Genomic DNA, 22331 nt, shown 5'->3' with positions numbered 1-22331 from the left:
CGCGCCCACATTGGTCCTGCGTCAAATTCCACATCGTATTGCCGCCCTTCATGTCTTCGGGCAAACTGCCCGCCGTTCGATTCCGACCTGGGGAAACACTCATGCACGCCATCATGCTCAAGGCCAAGCTGCATCGCGCCGAAGTCACCCACGCTGTACTCGATTACGAAGGCTCTTGCGCCATCGACGGCGAATGGCTGGACCTGTCCGGCATCCGTGAGTACGAACAGATCCAGATCTATAACATCGACAACGGCGAACGCTTCACCACCTACGCGATTCGTGGCGAAGAAGGTTCGCGCATGATTTCGGTCAACGGTGCCGCGGCGCACAAGGCCAAGGTCGGCGACCGCGTGATCATCTGCGCTTACGCCCATTACAGCGAAGCCGAACTGCTCAACTTCAAGCCGCGCATGCTCTACATGGCACCGGGTAACGAGTTGAGCCACACCAGTAATGCCATTCCGGTTCAGGTCGCCTGATCGAGCCCCTCCCCCTGTCAGCCTTCCGTTTGTCGGCCGCTCCCTGTTTAAATGTTAAAAAAGTACCGGGAGCAGGTCAGACAAAGTCAAGACAGATTGCAGCGCGAGGTTTACTGTATTCGCCCTGCGCCATGAAATCGTGTCGACGCAGTTGACCGGACGCCCAACCGCAGCGCTCCGGGATTTTAGTGTTCAAAAGGCCGTTCAAGTAAAAAGGAAAACCGCAGCGATGGCGTATTACCGCACTCCTCACGACGTTACCGCTCTGCCCGCCTGGCAAGCGCTGAATGACCACCGCCAAGCCATGCAGGATTTCAGCATGCGCGAAGCCTTTAATGCCGATCCGCAGCGCTTTACTCAATTCACCCTTAGCAGCTGCGGCCTGTTTCTCGACTACTCGAAAAACCTGATCAACGCCGAGACCCGCAACCTGCTGGTGGGCCTGGCCAACGAAGTCGATCTCCAGGGCGCGATCAAAGCGCTGTTCGATGGCGAAATCGTCAACTCTTCCGAAGGCCGCCCCGCGCTGCACACCGCACTGCGCCGCCCGGTGGGCGACAAGCTGTCGGTCAACGGCGTCAACGTGATGCCCGATGTGCACAAGGTGCTGAACCAGATCACCGACCTCGTGGGCCGCATCCACGATGGGTTGTGGCGCGGTTACACCGAGAAGCCGATCACTGACGTGGTCAACATCGGCATCGGTGGCTCGTTCCTCGGCCCTGAGTTGGTGTCCGAAGCGCTGCTGTCCTACGCCCAGAAAGGCGTGCGCTGCCATTACCTGGCGAACATCGACGGCAGTGAATTCCACGAACTGACCATGAAGCTGCGCGCCGAGACCACGCTGTTCATCGTCTCGTCGAAATCCTTCAACACCCTCGAAACCCTGAAAAATGCCCAGGCCGCACGTGCCTGGTACCTGGCTCAAGGTGGTTCGGAAGCCGAGCTGTACCGTCACTTCATCGCCGTTTCCAGCAACAATGCTGCGGCGGTAGCGTTCGGTATTCGCGAAGAAAACATCTTCCCGATGTGGGACTGGGTTGGCGGGCGTTACTCGCTGTGGTCGGCCATCGGTTTGCCGATTGCATTGGCCATTGGCATGTCGAACTTCAAGGAGCTGCTGTCCGGTGCCTACACCATGGACCAGCACTTCCAGAGCGCGCCATTCGAACAGAACATGCCGGTGCTGCTGGCGTTGCTCGGCGTCTGGTACGGCAACTTCTGGGGCGCGCAAAGCCACGCGATCCTGCCGTACGACCACTACCTGCGCAACATCACCAAACACTTGCAACAGCTGGACATGGAATCCAACGGCAAGAGCGTGCGCCAGGACGGCACGCCAGTGTCCACCGATACCGGCCCGGTGATCTGGGGCGGCGTCGGTTGCAACGGTCAGCACGCTTACCACCAGTTGCTGCACCAAGGCACCCAGCTGATTCCGGCTGACTTTATCGTGCCAATCGTCAGCTTCAACCCGGTGTCCGACCACCACCAGTGGCTGTACGCCAACTGCCTGTCGCAAAGCCAGGCGCTGATGCTGGGCAAGACCCGCGCCGAGGCCGAAGCCGAGCTGCGTGACAAGGGCATGAGCGAGGACGAAGTGCAGAAGCTGGCGGCACACAAGGTGATCCCGGGCAACCGTCCGAGCAACACCCTGGTGGTCGAACGCATCAGCCCGCGTCGTCTTGGCGCACTGGTGGCGCTGTACGAACACAAAGTCTTCGTGCAAAGCGTGGTCTGGGGCATCAACGCCTTCGACCAGTGGGGTGTGGAGCTGGGCAAGGAACTGGGCAAAGGCGTCTACAACCGCCTGGTCGGCAGCGAAGAAAGCCCGGCCGACGATGCCTCCACCCAAGGCTTGATCAACTACTTCCGCGGTCGTCACCGCGGGTGATAGGCTGAAGGGGCGGTTGACCCGCCCCTTCAACTTGCAGCACCGACAGTTCCACGGCACCGGGTTTACTGCAAAATCGGTGGCGTGCGCTATCACTGTAGGAGCTGCCGAAGGCTGCGATCTTTTGATCTTGATTGTTAAAAACAAGATCAAAAGATCGCAGCCTTCAGCAGCTCCTACGAGGGTCGCGCAGCTCCCCTCTTGTCGCAAAACAAGAATAAGGAACCGTCATGTTCGATATCAGCACGTTCCCCAAAGCCGATGCCGTCCGCCGGGCTGCACAGTTAAGTCAAGACGACTACCAACGCCTGTACCGCCAATCCATCGAGCATCCCAGCACCTTCTGGGCCGAACAGGCCACACGCTTTCTCGACTGGAGCGCGCCGTGGCAAACCGTCCAGCGTTACGACCTGAAAACCGGTGAGGCGAACTGGTTCGCTGGCGCAACGTTAAACGTCAGTTACAACTGCATCGACCGTCATCTGGAAAAACGCGGCGATCAAATCGCGATCATCTGGGAAGGCGATGATCCCGCCGAATCCGCCCAGATCACCTACAAAAAACTCCATCACAACGTCTGCCGACTGGCCAACGTGCTCAAAAGCCGTGGCGTGAAGAAAGGCGACCGCGTGTGCATCTACATGCCGATGATCCCCGAAGCCGCCTACGCCATGCTCGCCTGCGCGCGGATCGGCGCGATTCATTCGGTGGTGTTCGGCGGCTTCTCCCCGGACTCGCTGCGTGACCGGATCCTCGACGCCGATTGCCGCACAGTGATCACTGCCGACGAAGGCGTGCGCGGCGGTAAATTCGTGCCGCTCAAACAGAACGTCGACACGGCGCTGCAAAGCTGCCCCGACGTGAACACCGTGATCGTGATCGAACGTACCCAAGGCAAGGTTAACTGGGTCGACGATCGGGACATCTGGTACCACCAGGCTTTGCGCGATGTCAGCGACGACTGCCCGCCAGAACCGATGGACGCCGAAGACCCGCTGTTCATCCTCTACACCTCCGGCAGCACCGGTAAACCCAAAGGGGTATTGCACACCACCGGTGGCTACTTGCTGCAAGTCGCCATGACCTTCAAGTACGTGCTCGACTATCGTGACGGTGAGGTCTTCTGGTGCACCGCTGATGTTGGCTGGGTCACTGGCCACAGCTACATCGTCTACGGGCCGCTGGCCAATGGGGCGACCACGCTGATCTTCGAAGGCGTGCCGAGCTACCCCAGCACTTCGCGCTTCTGGCAAGTGATCGACAAACACCACGTGAATATCTTCTACACCGCTCCGACCGCCCTGCGCGCGTTGATGCGTGAAGGCCCCGAACCGTTGAAGGAAACGTCCCGCGAGAGCCTGCGGTTACTCGGCACCGTCGGTGAGCCGATCAACCCGGAAGCCTGGGAGTGGTATTTCAATACGGTCGGCGAGCAGCGCTGCCCGATTGTCGATACCTGGTGGCAGACCGAAACCGGCGGCATCATGCTCAGCCCGCTGGTCAGCACCCAACGGATCAAACCCGGTTGCGCCACCCAACCGATGTTCGGCGTGCAACCGGTATTGCTCGACGAACACGGCAAGGAAATCAAAGGCGCTGGCAGCGGCATACTGGCTATCAAGTCCAGCTGGCCGGCGCAGATCCGCAGCGTCTACGGCGACCCGAAACGGATGATCGAAACCTACTTCAAGCCCTACCCCGGCTATTACTTCACCGGCGATGGTGCACGCCGTGACGAGGATGGCGACTACTGGATCACCGGGCGCATCGATGACGTGATCAACGTCTCCGGGCACCGCATCGGCACGGCCGAAGTGGAAAGCGCGCTGGTGCTGCACGACAGCATCGCCGAGGCCGCCGTGGTCGGTTACCCCCACGACGTCAAAGGCCAGGGCATCTATGCCTTCGTCACGCCCATGAATGGCACCGAACCCAACGACGAACTGAAGAAACAATTGCTGGCGCATGTCAGCAAGGAAATCGGCAGCTTCGCCAAACCGGACTTGATCCAATGGGCTCCGGCCCTGCCGAAAACCCGTTCAGGCAAGATCATGCGACGAATCCTGCGCAAGATCGCCTGCAACGAACTGGACAGCCTGGGCGACACCTCGACCCTCGCCGACCCAAGCGTGGTGCAAGGGTTGATCGATCAACGCCTGAACCAATGAGCCCATGTTGTGCATTGGCGGAGTCCAAGACGTAGCACTGGTAATCGAAAGGGCTTAAAAGCATCGCGAGCAGGCTCGCTCCCACAATGGATTGGTGTCGTTCATCATTTCAGTGTGGGAGCGAGCCTGCTCGCGAAGGCAGCACCTCGGTTCTGCGCCAAGCTGTTAAACTCCCGCGCCCCCAATTCCCTCCTGCAAGGCGCTCAGCATGTCTCCCTTGAATCAGGCGCTGCGCGCCGCCCTCGATCATCGTCAGGACCTGCTCGCCGAGCTGCATCAGCAAGGCACCGATTGCTATCGCCTGTTCCACGGCAGCCAGGAAGGCGCCGGTGGCCTGACCATCGACCGCTACGGCCCGCAACTGTTGGTGCAGAGCTTTCACCAGGCACTGGAGCGTGACGCCCTGCTGCAGTTGCACGAGATCGTCAATCAACAGCTGGGCCTCGACACCCTGCTGGTCTACAACGACCGCTCCCGTGGCAACTCGCGCATCGACCGCGAAGACACCGTCTACCGCGCCGACGAAGCCGCCCTGCAAGATTTGATCGGTCACGAATGGGGACTGAACTACCGGGTTCGCGGGCGTCACGCCGGCCAGGACCCGTTGCTGTTTCTCGACCTGCGCAACGCTCGCGGCTGGGTCAAGGCGCACAGCAAAAACAAAAGTGTGCTGAACCTGTTTGCCTATACCTGTGGCGTTGGCCTCAGCGCCGCGGCGGGTGGTGCGAGCGAGGTGTGTAACCTGGACTTTGCCGAAGGCAACTTGGCGGTCGGCCGCGAGAACGGTCTGCTCAACCCGCAATTGCCAACGATGGAATTCATCCAGTCCGATTATTTCCCGGCGATTCGTCAATTGGCCGGTCTGCCGATCAGCCAGCGTCGCGGCCAGAAACTGCCGAGCTACCAACGTCTGGACCCGCGTCAGTACGATTTGGTGCTGCTTGATCCTCCGGCCTGGGCCAAGAGTGCCTTCGGCACGGTCGACCTGTTGCGCGACTACCAAAGCCTGCTCAAACCGGCGCTGCTGACCACTGCGGAAAATGGCGTGCTGATCTGCTGCAACAACCTGGCGAAGGTCAGCATGGACGATTGGCGCGAACAGGTTCTGCGCTGCGCAGAGAAGGCCGGGCGACCGGTGCGTGAGTGGAGCATGCTGACGCCGGGCAGCGATTTCCCGTCGATGGATCAACAGCCGCCGCTGAAAACACTGATCCTGCAGCTCTGAAAGTCCACGCCGATAATCAGACAAATCCTATAAAGCGTGATTGCTTCGGAACCGCAAACGCATGCCATACTCCAAGGCACTCCGATTCCGACAAATGAAGCCGCACATGCCCAAAGGATTGATTCGCGCTATCGGCGCCTTGTTGACTGCCCTGGCTCTTTATAGCCTGCTGGGGTTTCTGATTTTGCCGGGCATCGCGTTGCGGGTCGCCAACCAACAATTGGCCAACTACGCCACGACGCCCGCGACGATTTCGCGGATCGAACTCAACCCGTTCAGTCTTGAAGTCACCCTTTGGGGCCTGGTCATCGGCGAGCCGGGTAAGGAACAAGTGGGCTTCGAACGTCTATACGCCAACCTGCAGATCGACAGCCTCTGGACCAAAGCGCTGCACTTGTCCGATATCGAACTGGACAAACCCAAGACCGAAATCCTTTTCGGCAAGGACGGCAAACTCAACCTGCTCGGCCTGTTCAAAATCCCCGCCAGCGAACCGACCCCGGCCGATCCGGACGCCAAACCATTCCCGCTGCGCGTGGAGCGAATCAAACTGGCCAGCGGCTCCGTCCATTTCGAGGATGCACGGCCCAGCGAACCCATCGAATTTCTCTACGACAAACTCGATTTCGAACTGAAAAACCTCAGCACCCTGCCCGAAGACAGCGCCGACATGACGCTGGTGGCCGTTGGCCCGGCAGGTGGACAGATCGACTGGACCGGCAACTTCAGCCTGATCCCGATCGCCTCCGAAGGTAAGCTGAAAATCACCGACGGCAAGATGAAATCCTTTTGGCCCTATGTGCGCGATGTTGTGCCACTCGCACTCGAAGATGGCGTGGTCAGCCTCAGCACCGACTACAAACTCAACCTGGCCAAGGAAACCGAACTGCTGCTGAGCAACGTTGCCGTCAGCGTCGCGCCTTTCGCCATCAAGACTGCGGACGGCCGACCGTTGGCGAAGCTCGCGCGGCTGGACATCAGCGAAACCACCGTAGACCTGGCCAAACAGCAAGTGGTGGTCGGCAAGATTCGCAGTCAGAAACTGGAAACCTGGGCCGCCCTCGAAGCCGACGGGCAACTCGACTGGCAAAAACTGTTCGCCAGTCAGCCGTCCAAAGCGGCCAACAAAGCCAATGCCGAGCCAGCCAGCGCGCCGGCAGTAGCCGACTCGCCGAAGCCGGAACCGACCGCGCCGAGCAAGCCTTGGCAGGTGCTGCTCAAAGACGTGCAGCTACGTGATTATCAAGTGCACCTGGCCGACCGCAAGGCTCAACCGGAGGTGGCGCTGGAGTTGGGTCCGCTGAACCTGGACCTGCAAAATTTCGACAGCCTCAATGGCTCACCTTTCAACCTCAAGCTCGACACCGGCGTGGGCAAGCAAGGCAAGATCACCGCGGATGGCGTGGTCAATCTGGCCCCGATCAGCGCCAAACTGAACGTGCAGACCAAGGACATCGACCTGCGGGTCGCCCAGTCCTACATCAACCCGTTCATTCGTCTCGAACTGCGCAGCGGCATGCTGGGCAGTGATCTGGCGGTCGACCTGAAAAGCACCGAGCCGCTGGCGTTCAGCGTCACCGGCCGCGCCCAGGTCGATCAACTGCATACCCTCGACACCCTGAAAACCCGTGACTTCCTCAAGTGGCAACAGTTGGTGCTCGAAGGCCTGAATTATCAACATGGCGACAGCCTGTCGATCGACAAGGTCAACCTGTTCCAGCCTTATGCACGCTTCATGATCAACGATGATCGCACCACCAACGTCGATGACCTGTTGATCCCGCAACCGGCCGACTCCGGCGCCACAACCACCGCTGCGGCCAAGCCGGCAGCCGGAAAAGAAAAACCGCTGGGCATCCACATTGGCGGCATTGCCATCAATGACGGCTCGGCAAACTTCGCCGACTTCAGCCTGACCCCGAACTTCGCCACGGCCGTTCAACAGCTCAACGGCAAGATCGGCACCATCGACAGCCGACAGGCAAAACCGGCCAGCGTTGACGTCAAAGGCAAGGTCGACCGCTATGCACCAGTGACCATCAAGGGTTCGGTCAACCCGTTCGACCCAATGGCCAGCCTGGACATCGCCACCAGTTTCAAACGGGTGGAGCTGACCACGCTGACACCCTACTCCGGCAAGTTCGCCGGTTACCGTATCCGCAAGGGCCGGCTCAATCTCGACCTGCATTACAAGATCACCAACGGCCAGCTCCTGGCCGAAAACAAAGTGGTGGTCGAGCAGTTGCAACTGGGTGAAAAGGTCGACAGTCCAGACGCCGTGAGCCTGCCGCTGAAACTGGCGATTGCCTTGCTCAAGGATGTCGACGGCAAGATTTCCATCGAGCTGCCGGTGAGCGGCGACCTGAACAACCCACAGTTCAGTGTCATGCCTATTATCTGGCAGACCCTGCGCAACCTGATCGTGAAAGCGGCCGCAGCGCCATTCAAAATGATTGGCGGTCTGGTCAGCGGCGGTGGTTCGGAAGACTTGGGCACCGTGGCATTTGCACCGGGTTCAAGCGACCTGAGCAAAGACGCTGAAGCGGCGCTGGTCAAATTGTCCCAGGCGCTCAAGGAACGTCCGGCCCTGCGCCTGGAAATCGAAGGCACCGCCGCCAAGACCAGCGATGGCCCGCTGATTGCCGAGCAACGCCTGGAGCGGGAATACCAGTACAACTACTACAAAATGCTCCAGCGCCGTGGTGACAAGGTGCCGGCCCAAGCCTCATTGCTGGAAGTGCCGGACAGCGAGAAAGGCCCGCTGCTCGAAGGGATCTACCGCACACGCCTCAAGACTCAGCCGCCCGCCGAATGGAAGGACTTGGGCAAGGAAGAGCGCAGCAAAAAAATGCGTGAAAGTGTGATCACGTTCTGGAGTTCCAGCGAGGTGCTGTTACGTCAACTGGGTCAAGAGCGGGCCAGCAGCATCAAGGATTATCTGGTGGATAAGGGTCAGTTGGCCGATGATCGCGTGTACTTCATCGACTCCAGCCTCGGTGAGGCACAAAGCGATGGCCGCGTTATCACGCCCATGCATCTGGATGCCGAGTGATGGGCGCACACTGGCTTCTGAGCCTGGCTCTGTTGCTGGTTGCCGGCCAGGCAGCGGCGGCCGATACCTTGCGCTGCGGCAGTCAATTGATCAGCGTCGGGGACAGGTCCGGCGAAGTGCTGCAGAAATGCGGAGAGCCCGTTGCCCGCGACGTGTTGGGCTATAAGCGCAGCGCCAATCGACGGGAAGAGTTTCAGGTCGAGGAATGGACCTACGGGCCCAACAGCGGGATGTACCAGTACCTGCGCTTTGAAGGCAACCGGTTGGTTCGAATCACCAGCAAGCGCGGGAATTGAAGAAGATCAAAAGATCGCCCTGTAGGAGCTGCCAAAGGCTGCGATCTTTTGATCTTTTCCCCCCAAAATAGAACAGGCCCCGACACGAATGCCGGGGCCTGTAATGGCCACATCCTTGTGGCCTTCGCATGAACTCTCAAGTAGCGGCAGACGTATGACTCGGCCCGCCTACCGCACCTTCTCCCAGTCCAGGCGAGAAGCCTTGTCTTACTCGGATTTCAGGCCGTCAGCGGACACATCTTTGACGCCTTTGATTTTCTTGGCGATAGCCACGGCGGTTGTTTTCTGAGCGTCTGTCAGAACGGTCATGGAAGACAGGGAAACAACGCCTTTGTTGGTTTCGACTTTGATGTCGGTGCCGGGGATGCCTTTCTCGGTTACCAGGTCTGCTTTGACTTTGGTGGTGATCCAGGTATCGGAAACATCCTCTTTCGCTTCAGTGACTTCACCGGCGGCCAGCATCATAGGTGCCTGAGTCGCTTGGGTAGTCTGTGCAAATGCAGCGTTGGCCATGGTCAGGGTCAGCGCGGTAGCAGTAGCGGCAGCGATAGCGAACTTCTTCATACGAGTAACTCCTGTATTTCTGGAAAGTCTGCTGCGTGTCTTGTCAGCAGGGTTACAGGAGATAGTGCGAACGTTGTGCCAACCGCCACATAAAAAATAAAACCTTTTAAATCAATATGTTAGACACAATGGCGATTTTCGAAATCATGCAAATTGCATGACTGCGAAATTATCTACATGCAACATGCGGGTTTTAGCGCAGGCCTAAGGCCATGAATTGTCGGGGGTTTTCTTGATATTGAATCGGTCCCCAAATGACGAGCAAAAAAATGCCCCGTGTCGTTAAACGCGAGGCATTGGCAGGATGACAATGGTTCAGGCGTCAGCAGCACCGGTACAGCCTTTAGGTGTGTATTGCTGTTCAGCCGTGGTAACGCAAGTCCAGCCACCGGTAAGGGTGCGTGTAAGCGTAATGGTTTTGCTGAGCACCGGCCCTGGAGCATTGAGAATAACGCAGCCAATAGTACCCGCACCGTCAGCGGCGGTACCCGATGCCGTAATCGTGCAATTACCGGTGGTCGCCGTACCGCCGATCAGTGCGAGGGTGGGGTTAGTGCCCTGGTTGATAATGTCTTCGAAAGGCACCTTCAATGCCGAAATCTCTGCAAGAGCAGCGGTGACCTTCGCCCGCGCCTGGTACTTCGAATACTGCGGCAACGCAAACGTCGCCAGAATCCCGATGATCGCCACCACGATCAGCAGCTCGATCAGAGTAAAACCTTTTTGATTTTTCATAGACAGGCTCCATGCATGAGTCGAAATCTCATGATCTGAACAAGGCACAGCACAGGTCATGCCAAGCCGCGCACGCCCCTGCCTGCTCGGCGCGAGATCGCGGCAAAGACCTTTCCTACTCCAAGGATCCGCACTATCTGACACTTTTTGTCACCTCACCCCGACTGGTTTGGTTCCACTGCTTGACTAGGCTATAAGTCATTAACTGTCTGCGTCCGGTATCCCAATGAATGACATTGCCCTTAGCGGTCTGGCCAAGCAATTGGTACTGGCCGAGCTGATCACTGACCAAAGTGCGCAACAGGCGTATCAGCAAGCCCAACGCAATCGAGTCTCGCTGGTCACCTACCTGGTGCAGAACAAACTACTGAAAAGCTGGCAGGTCGCCGAGGTGGCCTCGGAGCATTTCGGCATGGCCTTGCTGGACCTCAATTGCCTGGACAAGGACACCCAACCCCGAGGGCTGGTCAGTGAGAAGCTGATCCGTCAGCACCACGCCCTGCCCCTCTGGCGGCGTGGTAACAAGCTGTTCGTGGGGATTTCCGACCCGACCAATCATCAAGCCATCAACGACATCCAGTTCAGCACCGGGCTGAGCACCGAAGCCATTCTGGTGGAGGAAGACAAGCTCAGCGATGCCATCGAAAAATTCTTCGACAACCACTCCACCGGTCTGGAAGACATGGCCGATGTCGACCTCGACGGGCTGGACATAGAGTCGGTCGATGACCAGCACCAGGATTCCATCCCGGGGCAAGATACCGATGACGCGCCCGTGGTGCGCTTCGTCCACAAGATGTTGCTCGACGCGATCAAGAGCGGCTCTTCCGACCTGCATTTCGAACCCTATGAAAAAATCTACCGCGTGCGGATGCGCACCGACGGCATGCTGCGGGAGGTCGCCAGGCCACCGACACAACTGGCCAACCGCATTGCTTCGCGGCTGAAGGTCATGGCCAGCCTCGACATCTCCGAGCGGCGCAAACCCCAGGACGGGCGAATCAAAATGCGCCTGTCCAAAAGCAAGTCCATCGACTTCCGGGTCAACACGCTGCCAACCCTGTGGGGCGAGAAAGTGGTGATCCGGATCCTCGATCCGTCCAGTGCCCAAATGGGCATCGATGCCCTCGGCTACGAACCCGACCAGAAAGACTTGTACATGGCCGCTCTCAAGCAGCCACAGGGAATGATCCTGGTGACCGGCCCCACCGGCTCGGGCAAGACCGTGTCGCTGTATACCGGGCTGAACATCCTCAACACCGTCGACATCAATATTTCCACCGCCGAAGACCCGGTAGAAATCAACATCGAAGGCATCAACCAGGTCAACGTCAATCCGAGGCAAGGACTGGACTTTGCCCAAGCGCTGCGCTCGTTTCTGCGTCAGGACCCGGACGTGATCATGGTCGGCGAAATCCGCGACCTCGAAACCGCCGAAATCGCCATCAAGGCCGCCCAGACCGGGCACATGGTGCTTTCCACACTGCACACCAACAGCGCCGCGCAAACCCTGACCCGCTTGCACAACATGGGGATTCAGGGGTTCAACATCGCGACCTCGGTCAGCCTGATCATCGCCCAGCGCCTGGCGCGTAAACTGTGCAGTCATTGCAAAAAGCCCATCGAGATTCCCCGCGAGGCGTTACTCAAAGAAGGCTTTCCCGAGGAACGCATCGGCTCGTTCACGATCTATGAACCGGTCGGTTGCGATCAGTGCAACAACGGTTACAAAGGGCGAGTAGGGATTTATGAAGTGGTCAAGAACACCCCAGACCTGCAACGGCTGATCATGGCCGAAGGCAATTCACTGGAAATCGACATCCAGATGCGTAAGGACGGCTTCAACGACCTGCGTACTTCGGGCCTGCTCAAGGCCATGCAAGGCATCACCAGCCTTGAAGAAATCAATCGGGTCACGAAGGACTGAACATGGCGGTCAAAGCAGCGAAAATCAGCATATATGCCTGGGAAGGCACAGACAAAAAAGGCACAAGAATGACCGGCGAATTGACCGGTCAGAATCCCGCGCTGATCAAGGCTCAGTTACGCAAGCAAGGCATCAACCCGGGCAAGGTGCGGAAAAAAACCGCGTCCATTTTCAGTGCCGGAAAACGCATCAAGGCCTTGGACATTGCCCTGTTTACCCGGCAGATGGCGACCATGATGAAAGCCGGCGTGCCGCTGCTGCAATCGTTCGACATTATCGGTGAGGGCTTCGATAACCCGAAGATGCGCAAGCTGGTGGACGAGGTGAAACAGGAGGTCGCGGCTGGTAACAGCTTCGCCGCAGCCCTGCGCAAAAAGCCCCAGTATTTCGATGAGCTGTACTGCAACCTGGTGGATGCCGGCGAGCAGGCCGGGGCTCTGGATACCCTGCTGGAACGGGTGGCGACCTACAAGGAAAAGAGCGAAAGCCTCAAGGCCAAGATCAAGAAAGCCATGACTTACCCGCTGGCGGTGGTGTTCGTCGCGATCATTGTGACCGGGATTCTGCTGGTCAAGGTTGTGCCACAGTTCGAGTCGGTGTTCTCGGGGTTTGGCGCCGAACTGCCGGCGTTCACCGTGATGGTCATCGGCTTGTCGGAGTTCCTGCAGGCCTGGTGGTGGATGGTGCTCGGCATGTTGGGTGCGCTGATCTTCGGCGTCCGCCATGCCTTTAAAAAGTCCCCGGGCTTTCGGGACCGGATGGACACCTGGCTGCTGAAACTGCCGTTGGTGGGCGCGCTCATGTACAAGTCTGCCGTGGCCCGTTACGCCCGCACCTTGTCGACCACGTTTGCCGCCGGGGTGCCACTGGTCGAAGCCCTGGATTCAGTGGCGGGCGCGACCGGCAACATCGTGTTCAAGCGAGCGGTGTTACGCATCAAGCAGGATGTTTCAACCGGCATGCAGCTGAATTTTGCCATGCGCACCTCCGGCATCTTTCCGAACATGGCGATCCAGATGACGGCCATCGGCGAAGAGTCCGGCGCACTGGACGATATGCTCGACAAGGTCGCAAGCTTCTATGAAGACGAGGTGGATAACATGGTCGATAACCTGACCAGTCTGATGGAGCCTTTCATCATGGTGGTGCTGGGGGTTATCGTCGGCGGCCTGGTGGTTGCGATGTACCTGCCCATCTTCCAACTTGGCTCAGCGATCTGATATGTCCTTGAACGAATTTCTGAGTCTCAACCCGCTGGCCTTCACGATCACGGCATTGGTGATCGGTTTGCTGATCGGCAGTTTTCTCAACGTGGTGGTCTGGCGCCTGCCGAAAATGCTTGAGCGTGAATGGCGCCTGCAGGCCCATGACGTCCTGGATTTGCCACCCGAAGCCCCCGGCCCGGCTTACAACCTGATACTGCCTCACTCCGAGTGCCCCGACTGCGGCCATCGGATTCGAGCGTGGGAAAACATTCCCGTACTCAGTTATCTGTTTTTACGTGGGCGATGCTCGAACTGCGCGACGCCGATCAGCAAACGTTACCCGCTGACCGAACTGGCCTGCGGCGTGCTGTCGGCGTTCGTCGCCTGGCATTTCGGTTTCGGTTGGCAGGCCTGCATGGTGCTGGTCCTGAGCTGGGGCCTGTTGGCGATGAGCCTGATCGACGCCGAACACCAGCTGTTGCCGGATGTGCTGGTGCTGCCGTTGATATGGCTGGGGTTGATCGTCAACAGTTTCGGGCTCTTCGTGTCACTGCATGACGCGCTCTGGGGCGCGGTGGCCGGCTATATGGCGCTGTGGACGGTGTTCTGGCTGTTCAAGCTGATCACCGGCAAGGACGGCATCGGCTACGGCGACTTCAAGCTCTTGGCGATGCTCGGCGCCTGGGGCGGTTGGCAGATCCTGCCGCTGACCATCCTGCTGTCATCGCTGCTGGGCGCCATCATCGGGGTGATTTTGCTGCGCCTGCGGGACGCAAAAACCTCGACTCCGCTGCCCTTTGGCCCCTATCTGGCCATTGCCGGCTGGATTGCCTTGCTCTGGGGTGGTCAAATAACCGGCTTCTATTGGCAGTTTGTCGGTTTGAAATGAATACCCCTGTGGAAAAACCCTGGATTCTCGGCCTGACCGGCGGCATCGGCAGCGGCAAAAGCGCGGCCGCCCAGCACTTCATCGATCTGGGCGTGCACGTGGTGGACGCCGATCATGCGGCTCGCTGGGTGGTCGAACCCGGTCGCCCGGCACTGGCGAAGATTGCCGAGCACTTTGGCCCCGGCGTGCTGCAAGCCGATGGCCAACTGGATCGGGCGGCGCTGCGCAAGCTGATCTTCGAAGTGCCGGATGAACGCCGCTGGCTCGAAGCGCTGCTGCATCCGCTGATCGCCGAAGAGATCGCCCACCATCTGGCCAAGGCACAATCGCCTTACGCGATTCTGGTTTCGCCGCTGCTGATCGAGTCCGGGCAATACGCCATGACCCAACGGGTTTTGGTGATCGATGCCCCGGAACAGTTACAGATCGAACGCACCCTGCAGCGTGACCAGACCAGCGAACAGCAGGTCCAGGCGATCCTCAAGGCCCAGTCCAGCCGACAGGACCGCGTGAGCCATGCCGACGATGTGGTGGTCAACGACCGCGACCTCGCCTGGCTGCACAGCGAGGTCGAACGCCTGCATCACTTTTACCTTACTTTGCGTGGAGGCCAGTCATGAGCCAAACCCCAACCGTCGATTGCCCAACCTGTGGCGCCCCTGTTGAATGGAGCCCCGAAAACAAGTTCCGGCCATTCTGTTCAGACCGTTGCAAACTGATCGACCTGGGCGCCTGGGCGTCGGAAGAACACAAGATTCCGGTGAGCCCGGATGCCGAAGACGAAATGTTCAGCGAAGACTTCGACCCGCGTCACTGATCCCGCCCCTCAGGGCCGCATAAAGCCATAGTCCTGACCCTCGTCGAGGTTCTCGGCGAGAAACCGCAACTCATCGGCCAGGTCTTCGATATTGCGTACCGCCTTGCTCTGCTGCACCACCGCACTGAGCAAGGCGCGCAGGCTCAACCCCGGATCGAAACCCACCTCCTGCGCCACATCCAGACTCTGACGCAACTCCTGCCTCGCCCACTCATACACACTCATACCATTGCTCCTGAAGGTTTTCCAGAGCATGGATTCGGTAACGTTTTTTGGATTTGATGTGGATCAAGATTTGGGATCGTCGTCTTTCCAGGGCGCCGAAAGGTAGCGGGTGCGATTGAACGTCTCCAGCCATTCGGGGCAGAACACCACCAATGCGCTGACCACCATGCCGTTGATAAACGCTTCCGGAAAAATCAGCAGCCATAGATAACCGACAAAATCTTCCAGCCAATAGGGCATGGCGAAACGTTCGTCGTACCACAGCAATGTGAGCGCCAGAATCAGGCACAACAGGGCCGACAACGCGGCGGCAAAAAAGCCGGAACAGAAGATGTACACAAAGGGATTACGCGGCTGCGCGCGCTCGACCAGGATTGCGCAGCACTCGGTGACCAGCACCGGCAGCAGAATCAGCAACGCGCCGTTGACCCCCATGGCCGCCATGTCCTGCCGTCCGAGCAGCACCAATCCCGTTTGCGCGACCAACCCGCCGACAATTGCCAACGGCCAATCCAGCAGTAACGTCACTGCCGTCATGCCGATGAAGTGATAGGACACGCCAGTGTCGAAGTCCCGTCGCACCAGCCAGAGCATGAACAGTGCGAACACCGTGCCGAACAACAGATGCTGACGGCGGCTATCGCTGAACAATTCAACCCAAGGCGTTCGACAGACAGCCCAGATCACTACCGGCACGTAAATCAGCCAGCCAACTGTGAGGCTTTGCGATGACAACAGTTCGGCGCCAATCATGGGCGTGCCTTCTTCGGCGCCTGAGCCCATAAAAGCAAAAGACTGAGCAGCAACACTGTTCTATATTTCACGCGTCTCTCCTGTCGTGATAGCTCTCAGTCTATACCGGCGATTCTGACCGCCCGTGTCGCTCTTTTACCCTGGCGTACAGAAAATCAGGGGCAAAGGAAAAAAGTTACACAAACTTTACGAGACAAAACGACAAGCCGGTCGATACTGCGCGGCGCTAACAAGACAGGCGTTATTTATGTCCATTGCGGTACTGCGGCTTATCGGCTTCATCCTGGGTATTTTTTTGATCACACTGGCAGTGAGCATGGCGATACCAATGCTCACGCTGGTGATCTATGAACGCAACGATGATATGTCGGCCTTTCTGTGGTCGAGTCTGATCACGGCGGTGTCCGGGCTGCTGTTGATCAACAAGGGACGTCCTGAGGACGCTCAGTTGCGCCCCCGCGATATGTACATGCTGACCACTGCCAGTTGGGTAGTCGTCTGCATGTTCGCCGCATTGCCCATGGTCCTGATCCAGCACATCAGCTACACCGACGCGTTTTTTGAAACGATGTCCGGCATCACCACCACCGGATCGACCATCCTGACCGGTCTGGACACCGCCTCTCCCGGATTGCTGATCTGGCGTTCAATGCTGCATTGGCTGGGCGGGATCGGTTTCATCGGCATGGCCGTGGCCATCCTGCCGCTATTGCGGGTCGGGGGCATGCGGCTGTTTCAGACCGAATCATCCGACTGGTCAGAGAAGGTCACACCACGCTCCCACGTAGCCGCCAAATATATTCTTGGGCTGTATATCGGGCTTACCGCTCTTTCCACGCTGGGCCTGTGGATAGCAGGGATGACGCCGTTCGAAGCCATCAACCATGCCATGGCGTTGATTTCCACGGGAGGATTTTCCACCTCCGATGCTTCTCTGGCGCACTGGCCGCAACCGGCCATTCATTGGGTGTCAGTGGTTGTCATGATTTTGGGCAGCCTGCCTTTTACGCTGTATGTGAGCATGTTGCGCGGGAATAAACGGGCCTTGTTCAACGATCATCAGGTACGCGGGTTCATTGGCTTTTTGATCATCACCTGGCTGCTGTTCGGTACATGGTTGTGCTTGCACAGCGAGTACAGCTGGTGGGAAGCGTTTCGGATCGTGGCGGTTAACGTGACGTCGGTGGTCACGACGACCGGCGTGGCGCTGGGGGATTACACGTTATGGGGCAGTTTCTCCGTGTTGCTGTTCTTTTATCTGACCTTTGTCGGCGGTTGCTCCGGCTCCACCGCTGGAGGTCTTAAAATCTTCCGTTTTCAAGTGGCTGGCGCACTGCTCATGGGCAGCCTGAAACAACTGATTCATCCGCGAGCCATCATCCGGAAAAAATACAACAATCACCCTATCGACGAGGATATCGCCCGCTCGCTCCTGACGTTTTCATTCTTTTTCACCATCACCATCGGGGCGATCGCCATGGGCTTGGCGCTCATCGGCCTGGACTGGACCACGGCATTGAGTGGCGCGGCCACTGCCGTCTGCAACGTGGGGCCTGGCCTTGGTTCGATCATTGGCCCGGCAGGCAACTTCTCGACCCTGCCCGATGCCGCCAAATGGCTGCTGACCGTCGGTATGCTGTTGGGAAGGCTGGAAATCCTCACTGTTTTGGTGCTGTTCATCCCGGTTTTCTGGAAATACTAGTCCCAACGACCAATGGTGATTTATTGCCTAGACTCCTCTTGTCCACCGTGCAAATGCGTTCAGACATGAACGGCACGAGAACTAAAACAAGAGGAACATCTAGATGCTCAAATCATTGTGCAACGCAGTCGTCTGCGCACTCGCGCTGGGCGCGTCGAGCCTGGCGCTGGCGGCTGATCCAGTCGTTATCAAGTTTTCTCACGTGGTTGCCGAACAAACGCCTAAAGGCCAAGGCGCCCTGCTGTTCAAGAAACTCGTCGAAGAACGCCTGTCCGGCAAGGTCAAGGTAGAGGTTTATCCAAACTCTTCGCTGTTCGGTGACGGCAAGGAAATGGAGGCGCTGCTGTCGGGCGATGTGCAGATGATTGCGCCGTCGCTGGCCAAGTTCGAGCAATACACACCCAAGCTGCAATTGTTCGATCTGCCGTTCCTGTTCAACGACATCTCGGCAGTCGACCGCTTCCAGCGAAGCCCTGATGGCCAGGGGCTTCTCAAGTCCATGGAAAGCAAGAACATCACCGGTCTGGCCTATTGGCATAACGGCATGAAGCAGTTGTCCGCGAACAAGGCGCTGCGTAAACCGGGCGATGCCCGGGGTTTGAAGTTCCGTGTGCAGGCTTCGGCCGTGCTCGAAGAGCAATTCAAGGCGGTGCGCGCCAACCCTCGCAAAATGAGCTTCGCCGAGGTGTATCAGGGCTTGCAGACCGGCGTCGTCAATGGCGCGGAAAACCCTTACTCGAACATCTACAGCCAGAAAATGCACGAAGTGCAGAAGTTCATCACTGAATCCGACCATGGCTTGCTCGATTACATGTTGATCACCAACACCAAGTTCTGGACTGGCCTGCCACCGGATATAAAAACCGAACTGGACAAGATCATCGTCGAGGTCACCGCTCAGGTGAACAAAGATGCTGAGAAACTGAACCAGGATGCCAAACAGAACATCATCAACGCCAAAACCACTGAAATCATCACGCTGACCCCAGAGCAGCGTGGCGAGTGGCGCGAAGCAATGAAACCGGTCTGGAAGAAGTTCGAAGGTGATATCGGTGCCGACCTGATCAAGGCCGCCGAAGCTGCCAACCAGGCTCAGTAATCTGCCGGCGGGCGCCACCCGAAAGGGTGGCCCCTGTTTCATAGGCCGTCACTCGATCGGGAGATGCCACTCATGAATGCCTTACGGCGTATCTGGGATCACTTCGAAGAAGGTTTTATCGTCTTCCTGCTGGCGGCAATGACGCTGGTAACGTTCGTTTACGTCATCCTTAACAACCTCTATAGCGTTTTCTACAGCCTCGCCGAGCAGTGGCAGAGCGCCAGTGAACCCTTGTTCGCCATTGGCGACAGCGTCATGGGAATGGCCCAGGCCATGACATGGAGCATATCGCTGACCAAGGCCTTGTTCGCCTGGTTGATCTTTTTCGGCTTGTCCTATGGCGTGCGCACGGCCGGGCACATTGGTGTCGATGCCTTGGTGAAACTGGCCACCAAACCGGTTCAGCGAATCATTGGCATCATTGCCTGCCTCTGCAGTCTGGTCTATGCGGGCCTGCTCAGCGTCGCCAGTTTCGAATGGATTCAGACGCTGTTCATCGCCGGCATCGGTGCCGAAGACCTCGGTCATTACGGCATCATGCAATGGCACATCGGGCTGATTGTGCCGGTGGGTTTTGCCTTGGTGTTCATCCGCTTTGCCGAGATCCTGGTGCGCATTGTACAAAACCGTCAAACGGGCCTGGGCCTGGCCGACGAGGCCGCGGAGGTGATGAAACTGACCGAGCATGAGGATGACAAGAAATGACTATTCTTTTCCTTTTTGTTGCCCTGTTCGTGCTGATGTTTATCGGCGTACCGATCGCCATTTCCCTTGGCCTGGCCGGTTCGCTGACGATCATCTTTTTCAGCCCTGACTCCGTGCGCTCACTGGCCATCAAGCTGTTCGAGACCTCCGAGCACTACACGTTGCTGGCCATCCCGTTCTTTTTGCTGGCCGGTGCCTTCATGACCACAGGCGGTGTGGCGCGGCGCTTGATCGACTTTGCCAACGCTTGCGTTGGGCATATTCGCGGCGGCCTGGCCATCGCGGCGGTGCTGGCGTGCATGTTGTTCGCGGCGTTGTCCGGCTCAAGCCCCGCGACGGTAGCCGCCGTGGGATCCATCGCCATCGCGGGGATGGTCCGCTCCGGTTATCCACAGGCATTCGGTGCCGGTATTGTGTGCAACGCCGGCACATTGGGCATTCTTATTCCCCCTTCCATCGTGATGGTGGTGTATGCCGCGGCGACGGAAACCTCGGTCGGCAAGCTGTTCATGGCCGGCGTGGTGCCCGGCCTGCTGCTGGGTACAGCGCTGATGGTGGCCATCTACGTCGTTGCCGTCAGGAAAAACCTGCCCGCCATGCCGCGGGCGACCTTTCGTGAATGGTTGAGTGCGGCACGCAAAGCCATTTGGGGCCTGTTGCTGATGGTCATCATCCTGGGCGGCATCTACAGCGGGATGTTCACCCCGACCGAGGCGGCGGCCGTGGCGGCGGTCTACGCGGCATTCGTTGCGCTGTTCGTCTACAAGGACATGTCGTTCCGCGAAACGCCGAAGGTGCTGCTCGAATCCGCCAAGCTGAGCATCATGCTGATGTTTATCATCGCCAATGCCATGCTCTTCGCCCACGTACTGACCACCGAACAATTACCTCAACAAATTACCGCCTGGGTCATCGGCGCGGGCCTCACACCGGTGACATTCCTGCTCGTGGTGAACATCGTGTTATTGGTGGCGGGGGCGTTCATGGAACCCTCGGCAATCATCCTGATCCTGGCGCCGATCATGTTCCCGATCGCCATGAAGTTGGGAATCGACCCGATTCACCTGGGGATCATCATGGTGGTGAACCTGGAGATCGGACTGATTACGCCGCCCGTAGGCCTGAACCTGTTCGTCACCTCGGCGGTGACTGGCATGTCGCTGACCGCCACCATACGTGCAGCAATGCCTTGGCTGATTATCCTGCTGCTGTTCCTGGTATTGATTACTTATGTACCGTGGATTTCTCTGGTCCTGCCTAACTGGCTGGGGATGACGTAACCGGGACCTCAGGCCCAATGCCGCGGATCGTTCATCACCGCGTCATGTTCGGCGAACAGCTTGGGTAATTCGGCCTTGAGAAAGGCCACCCAGGTCCGGACCTTGGCATCGAGAAAACGCCGCGACGGATACAACGCATACACATTGCGTTGACGGGGACGCCAGGCTGGCAGCAGACGCAGTAACGTGCCGTCGCTCAAGGGTCGCGTGGCGGTATAGAACGGAATCAGGCTGATGCCCATGCCGGCCTCTGACGCCTTGACCATCGACTCGGCGACGTTGCATTGAAAGGTCTTGGCCGGGCTGATGACGTGCTCGCCATGCTTGTCCTGAAACACCCATTGATCGCTGTATAACGGGTCGATCATGCGCAAGCATTGATGATCGTTCAGCGCCAGTGGTGTGTCCGGCACGCCACGCCGCTGCAGGTACTCCGGGGAGGCGCAGGGCACGCTGTAAATCTGCCCGATGGCATGGGCGACCAATTGCGAATCGGCCAGTTCGTGGGCAATTGAAATCACCACGTCGTGCCCGTCCTCCAACGGATCCGGATTACGCTGCGACAGGGTCAGCTCGAACACCACATCGGGGTAAAGCTCGCTGTAGCGGGCGATCAACGGCGTGATCAGCACGCCCAGGCCATTCATGCTGTGCACCCGCAACCGTCCACTGGGTTTGAGATGGGCGCCGCGGGCCTCTGCCGTTGCCTCCTCCATTTCTTCGAGTATTTGCCGGCTGCGCAGCAAGAACCGTTCACCGGCCTCGGTCAGGCTCAACCTGCGTGTGGTGCGCTGCAGCAAGCGGGCTTGCACATGCTCCTCCAGATCCGCCACCAATCGCGACACTTGCGCGGTCGACAGGTCCAACGCATCGGCGGCGGCGGTAAAACTTGCGCTGTCCACTACGCGGACGAACACCCGCAAGTTATTGAGCAGATCAATAAGCCCTCCAGGGGCGGTGACTGTTACGTTTCATGTAAGGCTGCATCAGGCGTTGGACCCTTTATCGGTCGCGGGCAAAGACTAGAATTGAGCCATCGGAATCAACACGGAGTACGGAAAAATGAAAACCTTGATCAGCCTGTTTCTGACCCTCGCCGCCACCTCGGCCCTGGCCGCCGGCAACGAGCGAGCCGCCACCTCGTACAATCCGGCGCAGCCGCTGGACATCGCCAAGGTGGTTTCCGTGACGAACACCGCAACCGCCTGCGGGGTTGTGCCTGCGACCATGGAGTATGTCGATCATCAGGGCCAGAGCCATCGCGTGACGTACGAAGTCATGGGTGACTGCACCACGGATCTGTGACCGCGGGG

General features: G+C 58.4%; 21 protein-coding genes. 16 read left to right on the top strand and 5 right to left on the bottom strand.

The genetic code is table 11. The features are described from left to right. The first annotated feature begins 101 nt into the window (after positions 1 to 101). From panD to JFU11_RS22550, 6 genes are all read left to right on the top strand, one after another. On the top strand, positions 102 to 482 hold the full coding sequence (gene panD / locus JFU11_RS22575) for an aspartate 1-decarboxylase (RefSeq protein WP_008153310.1): 381 nt from the start codon (positions 102 to 104) through the stop codon (positions 480 to 482). Between the two features lie 229 nt (positions 483 to 711). Continuing rightward, a complete protein-coding gene (pgi, locus tag JFU11_RS22570; RefSeq protein WP_123721432.1) occupies positions 712 to 2376 on the top strand; it encodes a glucose-6-phosphate isomerase in 1665 nt (554 codons plus the stop codon). Positions 2377 to 2606: 230 nt separating this feature from the next. Then, a complete protein-coding gene (acs, locus tag JFU11_RS22565) occupies positions 2607 to 4544 on the top strand; it encodes an acetate--CoA ligase (protein WP_201062132.1) in 1938 nt (645 codons plus the stop codon). Positions 4545 to 4752: 208 nt separating this feature from the next. Beyond that, a complete protein-coding gene (locus JFU11_RS22560; protein WP_201062131.1) occupies positions 4753 to 5769 on the top strand; it encodes a class I SAM-dependent methyltransferase in 1017 nt (338 codons plus the stop codon). A gap of 61 nt (positions 5770 to 5830) precedes the next feature. After that, positions 5831 to 8821: a DUF748 domain-containing protein gene (locus JFU11_RS22555; RefSeq protein WP_201121365.1), complete on the top strand. Its 2991-nt coding sequence runs from the start codon at positions 5831 to 5833 to the stop codon at positions 8819 to 8821. Beyond that, complete coding sequence (locus tag JFU11_RS22550; RefSeq protein ID WP_201062129.1) at positions 8821 to 9117, top strand: DUF2845 domain-containing protein; 297 nt, start codon at positions 8821 to 8823, stop codon at positions 9115 to 9117. Before JFU11_RS22555 ends, JFU11_RS22550 begins: the two co-directional genes overlap by 1 nt. Before the next feature lie 207 nt (positions 9118 to 9324). Here the strand turns inward: JFU11_RS22550 and JFU11_RS22545 are convergent, their stop codons facing one another. Both JFU11_RS22545 and JFU11_RS22540 read right to left on the bottom strand, forming a co-directional pair. Next, the gene (locus tag JFU11_RS22545; RefSeq protein WP_123721427.1) at positions 9325 to 9681 is read right to left on the bottom strand and encodes a BON domain-containing protein; all 357 of its coding nucleotides are present in this window, start codon (positions 9679 to 9681) and stop codon (positions 9325 to 9327) included. Between the two features lie 315 nt (positions 9682 to 9996). Then, a complete protein-coding gene (locus tag JFU11_RS22540; RefSeq protein ID WP_052967659.1) occupies positions 9997 to 10416 on the bottom strand; it encodes a pilin in 420 nt (139 codons plus the stop codon). 226 nt (positions 10417 to 10642) lie between these two features. Between JFU11_RS22540 and pilB the strand changes: the two genes are divergently transcribed. From pilB to yacG, 5 genes are read left to right on the top strand one after another with little or no spacing between them, the layout of a single operon-like run. Then, entirely contained in the window at positions 10643 to 12343 is a 1701-nt protein-coding gene (pilB, locus tag JFU11_RS22535) for a type IV-A pilus assembly ATPase PilB (RefSeq protein WP_201062128.1), read from the top strand. 2 nt (positions 12344 to 12345) lie between these two features. Continuing rightward, entirely contained in the window at positions 12346 to 13563 is a 1218-nt protein-coding gene (locus JFU11_RS22530; RefSeq protein WP_201062127.1) for a type II secretion system F family protein, read from the top strand. Between the two features lies 1 nt (position 13564). Further along, positions 13565 to 14437, top strand: coding sequence for an A24 family peptidase (locus tag JFU11_RS22525; RefSeq protein ID WP_123357381.1), 873 nt, complete (start codon positions 13565 to 13567; stop codon positions 14435 to 14437). After that, on the top strand, positions 14434 to 15057 hold the full coding sequence (gene coaE / locus JFU11_RS22520) for a dephospho-CoA kinase (protein WP_052967650.1): 624 nt from the start codon (positions 14434 to 14436) through the stop codon (positions 15055 to 15057). Before JFU11_RS22525 ends, coaE begins: the two co-directional genes overlap by 4 nt. Then, the gene (gene yacG / locus JFU11_RS22515; protein ID WP_077750267.1) at positions 15054 to 15254 is read left to right on the top strand and encodes a DNA gyrase inhibitor YacG; all 201 of its coding nucleotides are present in this window, start codon (positions 15054 to 15056) and stop codon (positions 15252 to 15254) included. Before coaE ends, yacG begins: the two co-directional genes overlap by 4 nt. A gap of 9 nt (positions 15255 to 15263) precedes the next feature. On the opposite strand, the gene JFU11_RS22510 is transcribed toward yacG, so the two are convergent. Continuing rightward, positions 15264 to 15479 (bottom strand): hypothetical protein, encoded by a 216-nt coding sequence (locus JFU11_RS22510; RefSeq protein ID WP_007938959.1) that lies wholly within the window; start codon positions 15477 to 15479, stop codon positions 15264 to 15266. A gap of 63 nt (positions 15480 to 15542) precedes the next feature. Continuing rightward, positions 15543 to 16232 (bottom strand): energy-coupling factor ABC transporter permease, encoded by a 690-nt coding sequence (locus tag JFU11_RS22505; protein WP_201062126.1) that lies wholly within the window; start codon positions 16230 to 16232, stop codon positions 15543 to 15545. Positions 16233 to 16479: 247 nt separating this feature from the next. Here JFU11_RS22505 and JFU11_RS22500 point away from each other — a divergent pair, with 247 nt between their 5' ends. The 4 genes from JFU11_RS22500 to dctM all read left to right on the top strand — a co-directional run bounded on the left by JFU11_RS22500 (position 16480) and on the right by dctM (position 21018). Further along, the gene (locus JFU11_RS22500) at positions 16480 to 17934 is read left to right on the top strand and encodes a TrkH family potassium uptake protein (RefSeq protein ID WP_201062139.1); all 1455 of its coding nucleotides are present in this window, start codon (positions 16480 to 16482) and stop codon (positions 17932 to 17934) included. 103 nt (positions 17935 to 18037) lie between these two features. Further along, entirely contained in the window at positions 18038 to 19033 is a 996-nt protein-coding gene (gene dctP, locus JFU11_RS22495) for a C4-dicarboxylate TRAP substrate-binding protein DctP (protein ID WP_123721423.1), read from the top strand. 72 nt (positions 19034 to 19105) lie between these two features. Further along, on the top strand, positions 19106 to 19738 hold the full coding sequence (locus JFU11_RS22490; protein WP_123721422.1) for a TRAP transporter small permease: 633 nt from the start codon (positions 19106 to 19108) through the stop codon (positions 19736 to 19738). Then, complete coding sequence (dctM, locus tag JFU11_RS22485; protein ID WP_123721421.1) at positions 19735 to 21018, top strand: C4-dicarboxylate TRAP transporter large permease protein DctM; 1284 nt, start codon at positions 19735 to 19737, stop codon at positions 21016 to 21018. The genes JFU11_RS22490 and dctM overlap by 4 nt, the downstream gene beginning before the upstream one ends. Positions 21019 to 21026: 8 nt before the next feature. Here dctM and JFU11_RS22480 read toward each other — a convergent pair whose 3' ends face one another. After that, the gene (locus tag JFU11_RS22480) at positions 21027 to 21959 is read right to left on the bottom strand and encodes a LysR family transcriptional regulator (protein ID WP_201121369.1); all 933 of its coding nucleotides are present in this window, start codon (positions 21957 to 21959) and stop codon (positions 21027 to 21029) included. Between the two features lie 121 nt (positions 21960 to 22080). Between JFU11_RS22480 and JFU11_RS22475 the strand changes: the two genes are divergently transcribed. Then, positions 22081 to 22323, top strand: coding sequence for a DUF2790 domain-containing protein (locus JFU11_RS22475; RefSeq protein ID WP_123721419.1), 243 nt, complete (start codon positions 22081 to 22083; stop codon positions 22321 to 22323). Positions 22324 to 22331 lie beyond the last annotated feature (8 nt).

Source organism: Pseudomonas sp. TH37 (genome assembly GCF_016650735.1).
GTDB lineage: Bacteria > Pseudomonadota > Gammaproteobacteria > Pseudomonadales > Pseudomonadaceae > Aquipseudomonas > Aquipseudomonas farris.
Note: the sequence above shows the minus strand (reverse complement) of the source record. Positions and strands in the feature narration are given on the sequence as shown.